The sequence below is a fragment of the Otoolea muris genome (assembly GCF_943193115.1).
Lineage (GTDB): Bacteria > Bacillota > Clostridia > Lachnospirales > Lachnospiraceae > Otoolea > Otoolea muris.
Genome location: NZ_CALPCY010000024.1, coordinates 13,643 through 30,483 on the forward strand (window position 1 = coordinate 13,643; position 16,841 = coordinate 30,483).

21 protein-coding genes and 3 pseudogenes are annotated in these 16,841 nt (G+C 40.0%); 6 read left to right on the top strand and 18 right to left on the bottom strand.

What is annotated here, in order from left to right:
- Window positions 1-170: 170 nt before the first annotated feature.
- Window positions 171-944 (top strand): annotated as a pseudogene (locus NFS31_RS14785) (tyrosine-type recombinase/integrase); the annotation flags it as partial.
- Between the two features lie 44 nt (window positions 945-988).
- Here NFS31_RS14785 and NFS31_RS14790 read toward each other — a convergent pair.
- Together NFS31_RS14790 and NFS31_RS14795 are read right to left on the bottom strand one after the other, a co-directional pair.
- The gene (locus tag NFS31_RS14790; RefSeq protein WP_251496498.1) at window positions 989-2,125 is read right to left on the bottom strand and encodes a site-specific integrase; all 1,137 of its coding nucleotides are present in this window, start codon (window positions 2,123-2,125) and stop codon (window positions 989-991) included.
- A 12-nt stretch (window positions 2,126-2,137) separates the two neighbouring features.
- The gene (locus NFS31_RS14795; protein ID WP_016228662.1) at window positions 2,138-2,329 is read right to left on the bottom strand and encodes a helix-turn-helix domain-containing protein; all 192 of its coding nucleotides are present in this window, start codon (window positions 2,327-2,329) and stop codon (window positions 2,138-2,140) included.
- Window positions 2,330-2,525: 196 nt separating this feature from the next.
- Here NFS31_RS14795 and NFS31_RS14800 point away from each other — a divergent pair, with 196 nt between their 5' ends.
- From NFS31_RS14800 to NFS31_RS14815, 4 genes are all read left to right on the top strand, one after another.
- Window positions 2,526-2,999, top strand: a complete 474-nt coding sequence (locus tag NFS31_RS14800; protein WP_251496501.1) for a GNAT family N-acetyltransferase — start codon at window positions 2,526-2,528, stop codon at window positions 2,997-2,999.
- Between the two features lie 92 nt (window positions 3,000-3,091).
- Complete coding sequence (locus NFS31_RS14805; RefSeq protein WP_331482684.1) at window positions 3,092-3,544, top strand: GNAT family N-acetyltransferase; 453 nt, start codon at window positions 3,092-3,094, stop codon at window positions 3,542-3,544.
- 22 nt (window positions 3,545-3,566) lie between these two features.
- A complete protein-coding gene (locus NFS31_RS14810; protein WP_251496507.1) occupies window positions 3,567-4,133 on the top strand; it encodes a helix-turn-helix domain-containing protein in 567 nt (188 codons plus the stop codon).
- Window position 4,134: 1 nt separating this feature from the next.
- The gene (locus NFS31_RS14815; RefSeq protein ID WP_251496510.1) at window positions 4,135-4,896 is read left to right on the top strand and encodes a nucleoside 2-deoxyribosyltransferase; all 762 of its coding nucleotides are present in this window, start codon (window positions 4,135-4,137) and stop codon (window positions 4,894-4,896) included.
- A gap of 333 nt (window positions 4,897-5,229) precedes the next feature.
- On the opposite strand, the gene NFS31_RS14820 is transcribed toward NFS31_RS14815, so the two are convergent.
- The 10 genes and pseudogenes from NFS31_RS14820 to NFS31_RS14865 all read right to left on the bottom strand — a co-directional run bounded on the left by NFS31_RS14820 (window position 5,230) and on the right by NFS31_RS14865 (window position 11,870).
- Window positions 5,230-5,700: a GNAT family N-acetyltransferase gene (locus NFS31_RS14820; protein ID WP_120393853.1), complete on the bottom strand. Its 471-nt coding sequence runs from the start codon at window positions 5,698-5,700 to the stop codon at window positions 5,230-5,232.
- Between the two features lie 23 nt (window positions 5,701-5,723).
- A complete protein-coding gene (locus tag NFS31_RS14825) occupies window positions 5,724-6,428 on the bottom strand; it encodes an SAM-dependent methyltransferase (protein WP_251496512.1) in 705 nt (234 codons plus the stop codon).
- A 39-nt stretch (window positions 6,429-6,467) separates the two neighbouring features.
- Window positions 6,468-6,968, bottom strand: coding sequence for a GNAT family N-acetyltransferase (locus NFS31_RS14830; protein ID WP_199714844.1), 501 nt, complete (start codon window positions 6,966-6,968; stop codon window positions 6,468-6,470).
- A 137-nt stretch (window positions 6,969-7,105) separates the two neighbouring features.
- The gene (locus NFS31_RS14835) at window positions 7,106-7,483 is read right to left on the bottom strand and encodes a TnpV protein (RefSeq protein ID WP_120409994.1); all 378 of its coding nucleotides are present in this window, start codon (window positions 7,481-7,483) and stop codon (window positions 7,106-7,108) included.
- 8 nt (window positions 7,484-7,491) lie between these two features.
- Complete coding sequence (locus NFS31_RS14840) at window positions 7,492-8,649, bottom strand: plasmid recombination protein (RefSeq protein ID WP_251496514.1); 1,158 nt, start codon at window positions 8,647-8,649, stop codon at window positions 7,492-7,494.
- A gap of 320 nt (window positions 8,650-8,969) precedes the next feature.
- Entirely contained in the window at window positions 8,970-10,067 is a 1,098-nt protein-coding gene (locus tag NFS31_RS14845; protein WP_251496516.1) for a helicase RepA family protein, read from the bottom strand.
- Complete coding sequence (locus NFS31_RS14850) at window positions 10,057-10,392, bottom strand: plasmid mobilization protein (RefSeq protein WP_251496518.1); 336 nt, start codon at window positions 10,390-10,392, stop codon at window positions 10,057-10,059. The genes NFS31_RS14845 and NFS31_RS14850 overlap by 11 nt, the downstream gene beginning before the upstream one ends.
- Before the next feature lies 1 nt (window position 10,393).
- Window positions 10,394-10,642: pseudogene (locus tag NFS31_RS14855) on the bottom strand (tyrosine-type recombinase/integrase); the annotation flags it as partial.
- 196 nt (window positions 10,643-10,838) lie between these two features.
- Window positions 10,839-11,669: pseudogene (locus NFS31_RS14860) on the bottom strand (tyrosine-type recombinase/integrase); the annotation flags it as partial.
- Entirely contained in the window at window positions 11,670-11,870 is a 201-nt protein-coding gene (locus NFS31_RS14865) for a LysR family transcriptional regulator (RefSeq protein WP_251496520.1), read from the bottom strand. It abuts the pseudogene before it with no gap.
- A 173-nt stretch (window positions 11,871-12,043) separates the two neighbouring features.
- On the opposite strand from NFS31_RS14865, the gene NFS31_RS14870 reads away from it, so the two are divergent.
- Window positions 12,044-12,574, top strand: coding sequence for a helix-turn-helix domain-containing protein (locus tag NFS31_RS14870; RefSeq protein WP_251496522.1), 531 nt, complete (start codon window positions 12,044-12,046; stop codon window positions 12,572-12,574).
- Between the two features lie 441 nt (window positions 12,575-13,015).
- On the opposite strand, the gene NFS31_RS14875 is transcribed toward NFS31_RS14870, so the two are convergent.
- The 6 genes from NFS31_RS14875 to NFS31_RS14900 all read right to left on the bottom strand — a co-directional run bounded on the left by NFS31_RS14875 (window position 13,016) and on the right by NFS31_RS14900 (window position 16,835).
- A complete protein-coding gene (locus NFS31_RS14875; protein WP_251496524.1) occupies window positions 13,016-13,645 on the bottom strand; it encodes a dual OB domain-containing protein in 630 nt (209 codons plus the stop codon).
- A gap of 18 nt (window positions 13,646-13,663) precedes the next feature.
- A complete protein-coding gene (locus tag NFS31_RS14880) occupies window positions 13,664-14,101 on the bottom strand; it encodes a DUF488 domain-containing protein (protein WP_251496526.1) in 438 nt (145 codons plus the stop codon).
- Window positions 14,102-14,115: 14 nt separating this feature from the next.
- Window positions 14,116-14,742 (bottom strand): DUF488 domain-containing protein, encoded by a 627-nt coding sequence (locus tag NFS31_RS14885; protein WP_251496528.1) that lies wholly within the window; start codon window positions 14,740-14,742, stop codon window positions 14,116-14,118.
- Between the two features lie 95 nt (window positions 14,743-14,837).
- A complete protein-coding gene (locus NFS31_RS14890) occupies window positions 14,838-15,254 on the bottom strand; it encodes a YjdF family protein (protein WP_251496531.1) in 417 nt (138 codons plus the stop codon).
- A 339-nt stretch (window positions 15,255-15,593) separates the two neighbouring features.
- Entirely contained in the window at window positions 15,594-16,355 is a 762-nt protein-coding gene (locus NFS31_RS14895) for an MBL fold metallo-hydrolase (protein WP_251496534.1), read from the bottom strand.
- Window positions 16,356-16,385: 30 nt separating this feature from the next.
- Window positions 16,386-16,835 carry a SufBD protein gene (locus NFS31_RS14900; RefSeq protein WP_251496537.1) on the bottom strand — a complete coding sequence of 150 codons (450 nt, stop codon included), beginning with the start codon at window positions 16,833-16,835 and terminating at the stop codon, window positions 16,386-16,388.
- Window positions 16,836-16,841 lie beyond the last annotated feature (6 nt).

Here is a 16,841-nt window from a genome sequence, read left to right on the forward strand (position 1 = left end):
GATTGTGCCCGGGCTCTCGGAGATCATAAAGGAACAGACACAAGCCGGTTCGGAATGGATGATGCCGGAGGTGCCCGCAGATGAAGAAACCTAATAAGGAAAGCATCCTGATAGCCGGATATATTTCAGGGTTTCTGGACGGTTATGTCCTTTCACAGAAAACAGACAGCATGAACACCCTGAAATCCTGCCGGGATGCGATCGTGCTGTACCTGTTCTTTCTGGAGAATGAGAAAAAGATACACAGTGACAGCCTGAATGCAGACTGCTTCCGGCATACGGTTATCGAAGAATGGCTTGTCTGGCTGCGGGAATCCAGGGGATGCAGCCCGGAGAGCTGCAACAACAGGCTGGCATCTTTAAGGACATTTTTGAAGTACCTGGGCAGCCGGGATGTGGCTTACCTGCACTTGTATCTGGAGGCGGCCCAGATCCCGCGCAGGAAATGCCAGAAAAAGAAAGTGGAAGGCCTGACGAGGGAAGCGGTAAAGGCACTGCTGGATGCCCCCAGCCCATTAAGCAGGGCCGGACGCCGGGATATGGCATTCCTTATCCTGCTCTACAGCACCGCTGCCCGGCTGGACGGGCTCCTGTCGATGAAGAACAGCCAGCTCCACCTGTCGGACGAAAAACCATATGCGGTTATTATCGGGAAAGGAAATAAGATCCGCACCCTTTACCTGCTGCCCAAGACCGTCGCGCATTTAAAGCGTTACCTGGCAGAGTTCCATGGGGAAACACCGGATCCGGAAGCTTATGTCTTTTATTCCCGTAATACTGGATGCCATGGGAAGCTGGCCCAGCCTGCCATCAGCAAGATGTTGAGGAAATATGCCAAGATGGCGCATGAGGTCTGCAGTGATGTGCCGCTAGGGCTCCATGCACACCAGCTTCGCCATTCGAAGGCTTCACACTGGCTGGAGGATGGGATGAACATCATACAGATTTCATTTTTACTCGGCCACGAACAGCTCCAGACCACGATGGTTTACCTTGATATCACTGTGGAAGAGAAAGCAACGGCACTGGCCACTCTGGAGGATGAAAACGACAGAAAGGTATCTGCAAAGTGGAAAAATCCTGATGGCTCTCTTGTAGATTTTTGCGGTATCAAGAGAAAAAGATAAAAATAATATCCAAACTTTTTCAGACGGTATTTGTTGCGGTTTACGTCTTTTTTCTGAAAGGTTTGGTTTTTATTTAAGTTTGGATAACTTAAATCGTGGATTCTAATGCGCTTTACCCCTGCTTTTCCTGCCCCTCTCGTCATTTCATGGTGCAGGAAACTTTTTGTCAGATGAAAAATACGGTCAGTCGGGAGAAGTCCGTACAGTCTGCCGAGATACTCTTTTAATTCCTCACACAAGAAATCCGGCATACTGACGTTGCGCTTGCTTTTCGGTGTCTTTGGGTCTGTTACCACATCTTTTCCCTCTAACCGCTGATAAGATTTTGTTATCCGAATTACCTTGTTATCAAAATCTATATCCTGCGGCGTGAGTGCTAAAAGTTCGCCAACACGCAAGCCACACCAGTATAAAATTTGAAATGCTTGATAGGAATATGGCTTGTCTTTTACTGCTTCAATGAATTTCAGATATTCCTCCTTCGTCCAAAAAAGCCTTTCCTCTGCTTTCCCTTTCCCAAGCGGACCGGCTTTGACAACGGGATTGCTCTTTAATTCGTAGAACCGTACCGCATGATTAAACAATGCGCTCAATTCTGATTGCAGAGTTTTCAGATAAGTCGGCGCATAAGGCTTTCCCTTTTCATCACGATAGGAAATCTGCTCATTCTGCCACTGGATAATATCTTTTGCACGAATATCGCACATTTTCTTATTCTCAAAGTACGGTAACAATTTTGTGCGTAAGATATGCTCCTTTGTCAACCAAGTATTGTGTTTTAACTTAGGTTTCATATCTCTTGTGTATGCCTGCACAAATTCACCGAAAGTCATATCCAAGTCAGCCGCTTCTTTCATACGGAAATGGTGTTCCCACTCCGTAGCTTCTCTTTTGGTTTTGAAACCTCTCTTGACTTTTCGGCAGTTCTTCCCCGTCCAGTCATAATAATGGAACGATACATACCACGTTCCACGCTGTTCATCTTTATATGCCGCCATAATCTGCCCTCCTTAGTTCGCCGCCTGCGCCATGCCGTAGAATTTTTCTTCATAATATTTTCTGCTGACACGTCCGGCGATTGTGATAAAACCTTTTTCTTCCAGTTCCTCATTCATCTGTCGTACTAATTTGTAAGCAAATGGTTTGGAAACGCCCAACTCCTGCGCTACCTCCCCGGCAGTTACAAATAGTTCATTCCTCATTCAATATCCTCCTTTTTATTTAGCGTTTTTGTTAAGCTCTGTATTTGAATTATACTTAACATTTCTGTTATTGTCAATAGCTTATTTGTTAAACTTATCTTTTTTATTAAATTTAGCATTTCTGATAAGTTTTTTATTGCTGTATTATCTGAATTATGCTAGAATATATGGAGAATACAGAATTGAGAGGTAAGCTATGGAGTATACGATACGGGAAATACAAAAACAGGAATATCCGTTACTGGATAATTTTCTATATGAAGCAATTTTTGTTCCAGAGGGTATCGAACCTCCAACCAAAAGTATTATTTCATCTCCCGAATTACAGATTTATGTTAAGCATTTTGGGGAATCCAAAGATGATTGGGGATTAGTGGCAGAGGTTGGCAATAAGATTGTCGGTGCCGTTTGGGTTCGTATTATGAATGATTACGGACATATAGATGATGAAACGCCCTCTTTAGCAATCTCTCTTTATAAAGAATATCGGGGCTTTGGCATTGGAACGGCTATGATGAAAGAAATTCTTACCATGCTCAAATCACATGGGTACAGCCGGGTTTCTCTTTCTGTTCAAAAAGCCAATTATGCGGCAAAGATGTATTTAAAGATTGGTTTTGAGATTGTAAAGGAGAACGAGGAAGAATATATACTGGTGTACTACCTATAACAAATTTATAAATAAATTGGAGAAAGAACATTTCATTTATGAGAATCCGACCGTATATACCAAATAAAGATTACGAATATGTATTAAAATAGATTGATAACGAAAGAACCCATGCCTTTTGGTGTGCAAATCCCTTGCCATACCCCATGACACCAAAATCTTTCCATGATTTATTAGAGAAAAATGCAATGGACTGGACGGACAGTGCTCATGTCGCGACTGAAAACAACGGACAAACAGTAGGCTTTTTCTGTTATTCTGTCAATACAGCAGACAATATCGGCTTTCTCAAATTTGTCATCGTTGATAAAACAAAACGTGGAAAAGGTTATGGAAAAGAAATGCTGAATCTGGCTCTGCAATACGCTTTTCAGATAACCGGCGCAAAAGCGGTTCAACTGAATATTTTCAATGAAAACACATTAGCGAAGCAATGTTATGAAAAAGTCGGCTTTATTGAAAGAAAGATTGACAAAGATGTGTTTTCATATAAAGACGAGTTGTGGAGCAGATGTAACATGATAACATCAAAACAATCATTCTAATTTTCAGAAAGGACACATGATTATGGTATTAGGAGAACGGATAAAGAGAATACGCACGTTCCGGGGCTTGACACAGCGTGAACTGGGCTTAAAATTGGGATATGAGGAACGAAATGCTGATGTTCGTATCGCACAGTATGAATCCGGCTATCGTGTTCCCAAAAACAACACTTTAATGGAAATGGCAAAAATACTGAACGTCAATTACATCCATTTTATTGGTGTTACCCCCGGTTGCGCCGAAGATATTATGCTTACATTCCTTTGGCTTGATGAAGATGACCGCAGCACGATCCACTTATTTCAGCTTGTCCGCAATCCCGGCAAATGCAACGCTTCTGATGATAAATCGGTACGTTACTATGACAATGATGACTGGCCTGCTCATGCCCCGGTGGGTATGTGGCTAGAGTATGGATTAGTCAATGATTTCATGCGGGAGTGGTGTCTGCGGAAAGAGCAGTTGAAGAATGGGGAGATTTCCGAGGACGAATATTTTGAGTGGAAAATCAACTGGCCTGCTACAAGTAGTAGTGTTAATGAAAAAGGGAATGATAAGAAAAATAACAGCTATATGTGGAGGAAATAAAATGAATTTTAACGATATGCAAGCTCTATCATTCGAAATCAAAAATCTACATGATAAGGTAGAAATCTATTCAAAAAACAAAGATTATGTGTACACTGATGTTTATAAATCATGGATTGTTGAATATAACCATTTATTAGACAAATATAATGCACTCGCTAATCTCAACATTACCCATATGTCATTTAATACTCATGATTTGTCTTCTACACAAAAAACCGTCCGAAATACTACTATTGAATTCTTCTTAAACAATTTATCTAATTTAATAAGAAAATTAGAATCTGATATAGAAGCTAATCGCTTAAAAATGGCAGAAAAAAAGATTGCACCACATCAAATGCGTAAATGTTTTAAATTAGACATCAGTGGTTGTCCTATTAATCCTCAATATCAACGCAACAAAATTTTTATCGCCATGCCATTTTCCGCAGAATACTTAGATAGCTATAATTATGGTATTGTTCCTGCGTTAAATGCTTTAGGCTATGAACATTATAAGGCAGATAACGAAATCACTAATAAAGATATAATGTGTAAAATTTGTCAACAGATACAAGCCTGCAAAATGGTAATCATAAACATATCAGGACTTAATCCTAATGTTATGTTGGAACAAGGTTTAGTATATGGATTAGGAAAGCCCGTTATCATAATCAAAGATAAAAACACCAACGCAATAAGCGACTTAGGAAGTATAGAATACATAGAATATAGCCATGCCGGAGATTTAAGAGACAAATTATTAAAAGCCTTGGATTAATAAAGGCTTGCTATTATATAGGTATCAAAAAGGTATCACGCCTCACCTCAAAAGCCGGAAAGTCCGCTGTTTATGCGGCTTCCCGGCTCTCTGTTTACTATTCGAACTCGACTTTTACTAACTAATTTTATTTAGGATTTATTCTCTGTCGAGTATGTAAATCTTTTGATTATTTGATATGTCCATATTATCCTGCCTATATGAGCTAATGTTATCATTTTGTTATCGGTGTTGATAACACCAACTCTGTAACTGCGGATAATAGCTATATGCTATGGCTTAGATTATAAGCGATTTTGTTAAGAAATGCAATAGTCAAAAACCACTACTTTATCATAATTTGCAAATCATTATGTATTCTTCTTTGTTCTCGTCAACCACTTCAAATCCTGCTTTTCTATACATTTTGACTGCATAATTCGCTTTCTGCACAGATAGAGATGTCTGCTTATATCCTTTCACTTTTAGAAGTTGCAACATAGCTCCCATAAGTGCTGTACCAATACCCAAATTTCTGTATTCCTCATACAGTGATATGGCAAATGAGGGCGTTTTGTCATCAATATGCCCGTAATCGTTCATAATACGCACCCATACTGCACCCACAATCTGCTCTTTTGTTTCCACAACCAAGCACCAATCGTCTGCTTTTCCAAAATCTTTAATATATGCTTGTAACTCTGGCTGTTTGATAATAGATTTTAGCGGCTTATCCATGCCCTCTGGAATAAAAATTGCTTCATACAAAAAATCAGATAATATTGGATATTCATTTTTTCTAATTTCCCGAATTTTATAATCCATATCTTTTTAAAACCTCATTATTCCTAAATCACATCTCTATTTCTTATAATCAATAATTTATTATCTCCCTTTTGGAACTCATATTCTGTCTTAACAATTTCCACATTATAATCCCTTTGGAAGTAATCTATTACGTTTTTAATTAAGTCTGTCTTATTTGCATCCAAATCTACAATCGGGAAAATTCTAATTTCTTTGCATACTCTAAGCATTTCTGTCATTGATGCTATATGAAAATTATATCCTAATGATGTATACATTAGCAGGAAGTGAGAACTCAACCCAATATCAAAGTAATCTGCTCCATAGGGTAATTTATCAGGCAGTTCATGGAATACATAACGTCTCTCTGCTTTTCCCTTCTCATAATCAGACAAAAATTTTCTCATAGCAGACATACGGGTACTTTCAAGTTCTTCTAAACTTTTAATGTTCTTCCACACATAGTTATCCATATTTTCCCGCATTTGCTGCATTATTGTAGTTCGAACTTCCCCAATACGTTTTTCTATATCTTCTTTCGAAAACTGATATATCAAATCAAACGAAATAACACTTCCATTTCTTTCAGTCACCTCATAATTAAAACAGGCTGGACCATCGCCAAACCCTGCAATTTTTTTTGACATATCATTATCATCTAAACGGAACATCAATTTGTATTCTTCCATATTTCTGCCCCAAGGTACAACGCCATCTAACTTAAATGCTATTTTCTTTTCCTCCATAATTCCCGGTTTTCCAGTATGAAAAAACGTAACTTGTAGCTAAAAACACTTTTCCATCAAAAAGAATTTTCCTTTTCGCCAGTCAGCATAGCCAACTTCCGAATAACCTAAAGAATTATATAGCCTTAATGCAAATGGATTATTAGAGAATACATCTAATCGAATAACATGAATACCCATTTCCGTTAATTGCTTTTCAATATATAATAGCGTAGATTTAGCAATTCCTCTATTCTGAAAAGTCGGATTCACACAAAGTCTATGTACGATATAAAATGGCTTATCTTTATATTTCCACTTGCCGTTTTCATATTCTTTATCACATTTTTGGTTTAAGGTATATACAACCGCTATTTGACCATTCACTGAACCAACATAGAGTTGACTTTTATCAACATCTTCCTGAAAATCTTCTTTAGTAGGATACAAATCATCCCATTGAAAAATATTATCTCGCTCCATAGCATCTATAGCAGTGCGAATTATACTGTATATTTCTTCAATATCATTTGGAGTTGCGTTTCTATATTTTAGTATCATTACTTTTTCCTCGCAAATTCTAATTTCTCATTCTAATTATTTTAAGTATACACGAATTTGTAAGATTTTTCAATTCCCCGAACTATTTTTGCTTAATTGAACGGCACTCCCACATATTGCAGGAGTGCCGCTTATCACTACGAATAGATAAACTCGCTCTCCACAACTTCCCTCACACAAACCCGAATATTATTCATTTTTTGAACCCATAAAAGCTGGTTTTCTGCCTTTAATTGCTCCGTTACTCCATGCTTGCCGGCATACTCCTTTACCAGCCGAAAAAACATATCCTCTGCCTGTTCATCTATGCTTGCAAGGTATTCATTCAGCCTGCCGCTTGTCAGCAGATTGAGATAAACGAACTGTTTATGCTCTTTAAGATACCGTAAATGCCGCTGTCCCCAAATACCAATCAGCTTTTCTTCTTCGGGAGGTAATGCAAGCTCTGGGAGGTAATAGTCGTCTTGCCTTGCATACCAGAGACCGTTATTTTCGTCATAAATCCTATTTTCCATAGTGTTTCCTACCTTTCTTCTTTGCTGTTTTTAAAGCGTTTTTCACGCTGTTTTGATTTTTGTGCTGCTTTTGCCTGCTCTAAAAGGCTGTCTATCTGCTTACTCCCAAATGTCTTACGGAGCAGCTTATAATCTTTGTTTTCTACACGGAGGTTTTCATTTTCCCCTGCCAGTTTCTCATTGGTTTTCCTTAACCTCTCATTCTCACGGTGGAGATTGCTGTTTGTGACATTCAGCCGATAGTAGCTGTCCCATGCTTCAAAGCACCTTATAAGTGCCGTTTTAACAAGCGATTTCAGCTTTTGCACCAAAGGTTCTGCCACTTTATTCTTATACGACTTCGCCGACATCAACCCCTGCGGCTCTGGCAACTGGTATTCTGGCGAAGTGTCAAGCGCCTGTTCCAGAGTTTTTAGGTTTTCCATTCCTTTGTCGTAATTCTCCACCCTGTCCGACAATACTTGGAATTCCTCTTTTTTCTCCGAAATCTGCCCCTCAAGCTGAGTAACTTCTTTTTCCCGCTCCTGCTTTTTATAATCAAGGACAGACAAATGTTTTTCATGCGTGCCTTTCTGCTCCCACTGAATTCCGTACCGTTCCATTACGGCGGCAAGCTGTTCTTTTTCGGAAAATACCCATTGTGACCACTCCGTATCGCCACGGGAGCCGCCTTTGAATCCCTGTGCCGCTAACGCCTGTTTCAATGATACCCTTGTATCAAGCCCACGCTTGCTGCCTGTCGTGAACGGAACAAAGTCAATGTGCAGATGCGGCGTTGCTTCATCCATATGGATATGAGCGGAAAATACATAAAGGTTCGGGTTTCGCTCTTGAAATCCATGATAATATTCATCTAAAATCTGCCTTGCAAGCTGTCCGTTTTCGCTTCCTGCACTCATATTTTCTTTATCGCCAATCTGCAAAATCAGTTCATGGAACGGTTTTTCCTGCTTTGAGTTCCGTATCTTCTCGTAATAGTCAGCAATACGGCGGTCTGTTCTCGTCTGTTTCTCGTTATATCTCTGTAATGCTTCATCAAATAGCTTATGATACACTTTCTTAATGCTCTCGTTGCAATAGTTTACATTAAGGTGTGAACGCTCCCCATCCACATTTTCAGCCTTAAACTTGCGGCTGTTATGGTTGACTGAGCCTTTCCCCACCATTGCGCTAATCGTCCGTCTTATAAAATCACGCCCTTTCTTTTCGGCTGGTAGGCTTTGTTACTTTCCCGAAAGTAACGCAAAAGCACTTTTGTCGGCTCCGCCAACAAAAATGCAACCTGCAAGCAGGTTTTGCGCTCTCCGAGGGGTGAGCGTGTGCCAGTGGCACACAAGCTGCGAACCGCCCGAGTCGGCAGACGAGACAGGGCGGCTTTTTGTAAAAAGCCCCCTGCACCCCCGCAAAAACTTTATCCGTGACGGTTTGCGTCGATGTGACGGTTATTTCCGTACCGCACCCCACTCCTAAAAATACCGTCACACCGTCACATACCGTCACGCTCCCCACGGTACAGCCTTATCATACGCCCCTCGTGACACCGTTCACGTTTATAGAAAATGCCGTATTCGTTGAGCAGACGCCCCGACAAGACATTCAGTTTCCGTGCAAGGCTGTTCGGCTGTAACTCTGTTCCCAGCCAAGCCGCAAGCTCCGTCGCAGTCCCCTGCCATAAAGGGCAGTCCGCAGTAATCCTTTTGTCTATCTCCTCAAGCAGAGGCTCTGGCGGCTCTCGCCATAATTCTGTTTCTGCCTTTTGAAAATCCCATAACAATGTTTCGGGATTGCGGAGAAGATAGAGTTTCTGCTCTTGTTGGTCTCTGCCCGACACTTCAAGCGTGGCGGCGTTGCCGATGCGTTTTTCTTTCTGCAGCAGGAACGCACCGTCAGCCGCACCGAGCAAGCCAGTAGTTCCCGAAATCATATCGAACTTATCATCAGAACCCTGCTTTCTGGTATGATGGACAATCAAGATACAGATGCCATAGCTGTCTGCAAACTGTTTCAGCCTTGTAACAACCTCATAGTCATTTGCGTAACTGTAATTATCCCCGCCGACTTCACGCACCTTTTGGAGGGTGTCAATAATAATCAGTCTTGTGTCTGTATGCTGTTTCATAAATTCCTGCAACTGTTCATCCAAACCATTGCCAAGATTACCCGCCGAAACAGAAAAGAATAAATTGTCTGCCCCGTCCGTGCCAAACATACGGTACAGCCTTTCCTGCAGGCGGCGGTAATCATCTTCAAGGGCAAGGTACAAGACCGTTCCTTTTCGGACGGGATATTCCCATAGTGGTACTCCCATACTGGTATGGTACGCAATCTGCGCTATAAGAAAGCTCTTGCCGACTTTTGGCGCGCCTGCGAAAAGATAAGTGCCAGGGTAGAGCAGACCGTCAATCAAAGGCGGCTTGCTCGGATATACAGAATCATACAATTCAGCCATAGATACAGTTTCAAGAGCTTTGCTATTGTTTTTCGGCGGGTAATTGGTTATACTGTTATTGTTTACATTAGGCGGTTGCTCCGTATCTGCGCCAACAGATACATTCGGGGCAGCCGTTTCTTTTTTATTTGCCATCTTCACACTCTCCTTTCAGACCGCCGAGGATAACAGCAATCAGCTCGATTGTGTCAAGCAATTCTTCATTTACACCCTCACCCGCTTCAATCCTCTGCAATTCTGCAAGGACGGCGGCAAGTTCATTGCGGAGTGCCTTATATACCCTCGGATTGCCCTGCACGACCACGTCTTGGCATAAGAGCCGCCTTGTGATATAGTCCTGCTTGGTAAGCCCCGAAAGCCGCACCGCTTTGTCAATCTGCTCATTTTCTTCGGGAGATACCCGAAAAGCAACAGTTTTATTTCTCCATCGGTTGCAGTTATCTAAGTTCTTATTCGACATATTAAAAATCCCCCTTTCCTAAATCGTCAAGCCTGTCTGCCATTTCTGTCTGTTTTGACGGAAACAGGTGTGCATAGCGGTAAGTGATTTCAATGCTCTCATGCCCCACACGGTCAGCAATCGCCACCGCCGAGAACCCCATATCAATCAATAAACTGATGTGGCTGTGACGCAAATCGTGAATCCGTATGCGTTTCACCCCTGCGACTTTTGCACCCCTGTCCATCTCGTGATGGAGATAGCTCTTTGTTATTCCTGAATCCGTGAAATTTAAGTCGGTACTATTTCCTTTAGAACCATATTTTACAAGGTCTCTTGGGATTTAGAAGTACCAAAATTTCTTCACCCATTGGGTGATAGAATTTTAGCATCTCGAAAAGCTGGAATACAGCATAAATCTTGGTTTTCTATGCCTAATTATGCAATTGAACTTCACGGATTCAGGTTATTGTAAAGATACGGTCTTTCTTTTTTAAGCCGTACAGCATACCGATATACTCCTGCATTTCCTCGCAGAGAAACTTCGGCATCTTGATTGTGCGGTTGCTCTTTTTTGTTTTCGGAGAGGTAATCACGTCCTCCCCATGCAGGCGTTGGTAGGATTTGTTAATCGTGACCGTTTCCTTATCAAAATTGAAATCCGTGGCGGTCAAAGCCAATAATTCTCCCTCTCGGATTCCGCACCAGTAAAGCATTTCAAAGGCGTAAAAGGAAACTGGCTTGTCCATCATTTCATCCGCAAACTTCTTATATTCCTCTTTCGTCCAGAACAGCATTTCCTTGTGTTCCTCGCTTCCCATGTTCCCCGCCTTTGCCGCAGGGTTTGAGCGGAGGTCGTAATAGCGCACTGCATGGTTGAAGATAGCGGAAAGCTGGTTGTGGACGGTTTTCAGATACGTCTGCGAATAAGGGTTGCGCTTTTCATCACGGTAGGCAAGCAGCTCATTCTGCCATGCAATGATTTCCTTCGTGCCAATCTCGCTAATCTTCATTTTCCCGAAGTACGGGAGAATCTTCGTCCGAATAATATGCTCCTTTGTCAGCCAAGTGTTCTCCTTTAAACGATTTTTTACATCATTTTTATAAAGCTCCATAAAATTTTCAAACTCCATGTCAAGGTCAGCAGAATTTTGTAGCTGAAACTTGCGCTCCCACTCCTGCGCTTCACGTTTTGTAGCAAATCCACGCTTACACTTCTGTTTCCGCTCCCCTTTCCAGTTTACATACCTTGCCATCACATACCATGTGCCGTTTCCCTCATTCTTAAATACTGGCATTTATTCCATCTCCCTTCCCTGTTTTTGTCTTGCCCCGTAAAACCTTTCTTGAAAATACTGGCGGTTTACTCTCCCTGCAATCGTGATAAACCCCTGCTCCTTCAGCTCATCATTCAATTTCTTGATGAGCTTGTAAGCATAAGGCTTTGATACGGAAAGCTCCTGCGCCACCTCATCCACACGGATAAATTTGTTGTCCATACAACCTCTCCTTTCTCTCTAAGCGTTTTTGCCTAATTCATAATACTAAACATTTTTGCTATTGTCAATAGGTTTGCAAGAAAATGTTAAACTTTTTTGTTTTGTTTCTATTGACTTGTTCTAAACATATATGCTATACTCCTTATAAACATAGGAACAAGGAGTGAAACATTATGGCAATTGGCGAAAGAATACATTTTTTCCGCATTATGCGGGGCATGACACAGAAATATCTTGGTATGCTTGTCGGATTTCCCGAAAAATCAGCGGATGTGCGTTTAGCACAGTATGAAACTGGCTCACGCAAGCCAAAGGCAGACTTGACGGCTGCACTAGCGCAGGCTCTGGACGTTGCGCCGCAGGCTCTTGACATACCCGACATTGACAGCTACATCGGGCTTATGCACACCTTATTTACCCTTGAGGACATTTACGGTCTTACCGTCAGTGAAGCAGACGGAGAAGTCTGTTTGAAAGTCAACAAAGACAAAAGTAAGGATGCCGCCGAACTGCTGAAAATGCTCTGCGCTTGGAAAAAGCAGTCGGACAAGCTCTCTGCCGAGGAAATCAGCAAAGAAGATTACGACCAGTGGCGGTACAATTACCCGAAGTTTGACACTACGCAGCATTGGGCGAAATCTCCCTCTGATGAATTGAGCGATACCTTAGTCGAAACGTTCAAGGACAAACTGAAAACCGATTAACAAGCACGACAAAAACGCCCTTAGCCATGAGTTCCTACCCACAGCTAAGGGCGTTATAATATGGATTTATTTCAGCCATCCAAACCACTTCTCAATCATTCCCCCACCAACAAACCACTTGACAGTAAGAATAATCGTACTCAAACGACTGTTATCAATTTGTTATCAAAAGACCTTTCCAAAGTCTGCAAACCCGCATAAATACTGGACTTACTAAACATTTTTATTTATTCGAACTCCTCGGCGGATAGCTTGAACTGACTGTTCTTTCCTCATTTTTCAAGCACTTATTATCCATATTATTCAAAAATCGCTCTCGTTTTTGTGCCAGTCTAAATTTTTAGAGCCAAAATAGAGCCAATCGAAACCGCCATCTATCCTTTATTTACATAGTGCAAGTATCATGTATCTTAATTTGTTATATCACAAGACATCAACCCCCTAGATAAAAATTGCAGATACAAATTTATAATATCGACTATTATATGGGGTTCCAATACTAACAACTAATATAGCTCTTTCGAATTTACTTCCGCTCCGAATTGAATAAAATTTTTGGTCAGTTACAGACATATTTTCATACTCTGTTCCTTGATAAATAAACTTCGCTTTCGTTTTAGGTTTTCCATAAGGATTCTCCTCTTGAGTAATGACCAAATCGAATACCTCAACTATAATCAAAGAATACCCAACTGTATTCACTCGTGCCTCTGTGATATATCCATAATCATTTCCCAAAATATTTCTTTTTCTTTCTAATGGATGAATTTTCAGCACCTCATCAAGAGTCATTCTTCCTTTTATCTCAATATATGTATCCAAATCAAGTAAAACATTTTCTGGTTGAACACAATCATTACACATTCCCAGTATAGGTACATCTATGACATCTAGAACTTCAACACTTCTACCGCCCTCACATATTAAATCATTGTCTGATACAGCACCATGACTTGCTTCATCTTCTGTTACAAGTCTTATCCAATCACCATTACTCAAATCAATACCTGCAACACAGTTATTACCATATTTAGACGATTTTGTTAATACTACCATTCTAATGTTTCCCATAATGCATATCCTCCTACGTTATATATGAACAATTCTATCTTCTAATTCTTCATTCAAAGCTTCCGCTAACAGCCTTCTATGGCAATATTCGGGTGTTGGTTCCGAGCACAACAATAGTACCTTATCAAATTTAAGATATTTAGTTTTAAAAATATCTAAAACATTTCTTCTTTTTATTAACTCATTGTATTCAACCTCATATTTTTCCCAACTTATTTGCTCTTTTTTATAACGATCTAGTATATCTTTCGTTGGTGCAAATTGAATTTCATGACTATATTCACAATTACAAATTTCTTTTAAGAAGAAAGCAATATCTCGTCCTTTTGTAAAACCAGCTAGTTGAGATTGATTATTCAATCTAACATCTATTAACATTTCTATATGATGTTCCCGAATCAAATTAAAAAAATCTTCTGCACTCTTTTTTGTAAAACCCATTGTGAAAATTTGCATACCTAATTTTCTCCCTATACAATAGCCCTTTCTTTTTGTTTTAAATGGTAACCAATTTCTTTATTTCGTTCTCGATAAGCTAATTTTATATTATCTTCATCACTTACGGGATCATTATAATCAAATAGCGTTAACTGTGCTCTATCTGGGAAATATCTATTTAATAATCTCTTGTCTAATTCCTGCTGTGTTTGGAACTTCCCATTTGGAAGAATATGTTTTACATCAATCCCATCTAAAGAAAACGCCCTTGCAACCATAATAGCTCTATGACAATCAATGGGATCTTTCTCTGTACACATCAACACTATATTATTTCCTCTTTCTAATCCTAATTTTACACTTTCCATGCCTTTGACAAATAAATCTGAATGAGAAGTCTTTTCAAAGTCCAAATATCCTTCCTTACTGTACAAATCAACATTATCTGATCTTGCGCCAAAAAATTTACCCATAAAAAAGTACTTTATTCCTTTTGCAAATAATAAATTCTCAAGTTTTTCTTTATTGAATGTTTCCGCATATTTTGAATATGGAGTACTTCTTACATCAATCAAATAATTTATCTCAAACTTTTTTAGCAAATTTGCAAAATATTCAAATTCAAATCGAGAATGCCCCACCGTATATAACCATCCCATTATTACACCTCTTTAAAATCATTTTGCTTACAATTATATTCTTTACCTATAAGTTATTAATGATAGACTATCTTGTCGATAAGCCAAAGCAGATATTACCTGCCCCTATGCTTCTCTTTCTTTTTCTGCTGTTTCAGTTCAAACTGTCGCTGTTTTTCCGCTTCCCGCTGTTCCCGCCTCACAATCTTACGTTCAGTTTTCAACTGCTCTTGCTGTAATTTCAAAGCCTGTTGTGATTTTGTTCCTATCCCGGTATTCTGTATCTGTTTCCGCACTTCACGCTGTACCCGTTTAGGATTGCGACCAGCTTCTTTTACATCAGTTGCCACAGCCGGGCTAAATCGTAGCCGATAATAATTCTTCAAAACAAAATCATAAACCTCATAGTCTTTGGGTTCTGCGCCAAATGTAACCTTACACACAGATAGCTTTCCGTCTGATACACGTTCAAACACACCCACCCAAAAGGGTTCTTCAAAAAATACTGTCAACTTTCCCAATACTTTGTCCATGACAATTCCTCCTTAAAATAATTGTAATGAACAAAGAACGGACGACCCTAAGGAGGGAGGGCTACTTACACCAAATCGGTGCGACTGGACTACCTACCAGTTCTGCAAGATTGCCTTGCGTTGTGTTTTTATCTTTGCCTCTATATCTTATTGGACATTAGTAGTCCAATAAGCATATATTACCACATAAACGCCCATTTTTCCACAAAAATATGGCAATCCGCTTGTAACTGCAAACTGCCATATTATCATTTCCCTTATCTGCTCTAACTTACATGGTGCTAGCACCATGTAACAATCATCACCAAAGGAAGCATTACCTTTGTCACAGCCTATTTCCTATAACCATACTCCCCAATCCCCATAATTAAATGTTCCACTGCCATGATGAAGTTTTCCGTCCGCCTTGAGATTTCTAAACGTTTCCCGCATACGAATTAAGATTTCCGGTTCTATATCCAGTGAGTGGTGCGCCGGAAACACTTTTTTTACAGGCAATGCCGCAACTTTTTCCAAAGAATCAAGATATGCTTCCGGGTCAGTAGACGGATAATAAGCAAACAGAATATCTTTATAAACCAAATCGCCAGTAAATAAATATCCCCTGCTTTTTTCCCAAAAGCACATATGCCCCGGAGAGTGTCCGGGAGTATGCAGCACTTCAATTTCCCTACCGCCAATATCAATGATGTCATGGTCTGTCAGCACTTTTGTTGGCACACCCTGAAACAATTCATAATCGTTCACACAAAAACCTTCGGGCAAATCACAGCGGTCTACAACCATCTCTCTTATCGTTTCGATTGATAAAGGGAATTTACCATTCAGCCAATCCAATTCATCAGCGTGAGCATAAAAATCCGGGAAATACTTATGCCCGCCAATATGATCCCAGTGAATATGCGTGGCTACTGCCGTAATTGGCTTATCGGTAAGCTTCAGCACTTCCTCATAGATATTGGAAATGCCAAGCCCCGTATCAATAAGCAGACTTCGGGTATTTCCATTCAACAGATAGCAATGCGTTTCCTCCCAATGGCGGTATTCACTGATAATATATGTATTTGCATCAATTTTATCTATTGTAAACCAGTTATCCACTACTCCACGCTCCTTAAAATCCCAATGAATTTATAGTTTTTCTATCTCTGCCAAAGAATTTTGAATATCCTTATAGACCAATGACTGCATACTTTCTGCATAAATAGATATATCCACTTTTTGTAATGCCGTAACAATATCTTCTTTTAATTCCGGCTTATTTTTTGCTATCATAGGTAGCAATTTTATACACTGTCTTGCCGTTATCGGCTTAACATCTTCTATATGCTTCAAATATTCGTCTATGATTTCATCAATTTTATTATCTTTATCCCATTTAGCGTTATAGGCAATCAGCGTAAGCCCTCTTGTCCGAATGTAGGAATTATCATTGGCAATCATATCGGCTAACTTATCCATATAACAATATACCTTGTCAGATTCCTTACATTCTTTCTGTAACGTCTGCAATGCCTTGTATGCCGTATTATTATTTTTATCAAATAACAGCGAAAAATTATCCTCAATATTTATTTCCATGCCGTT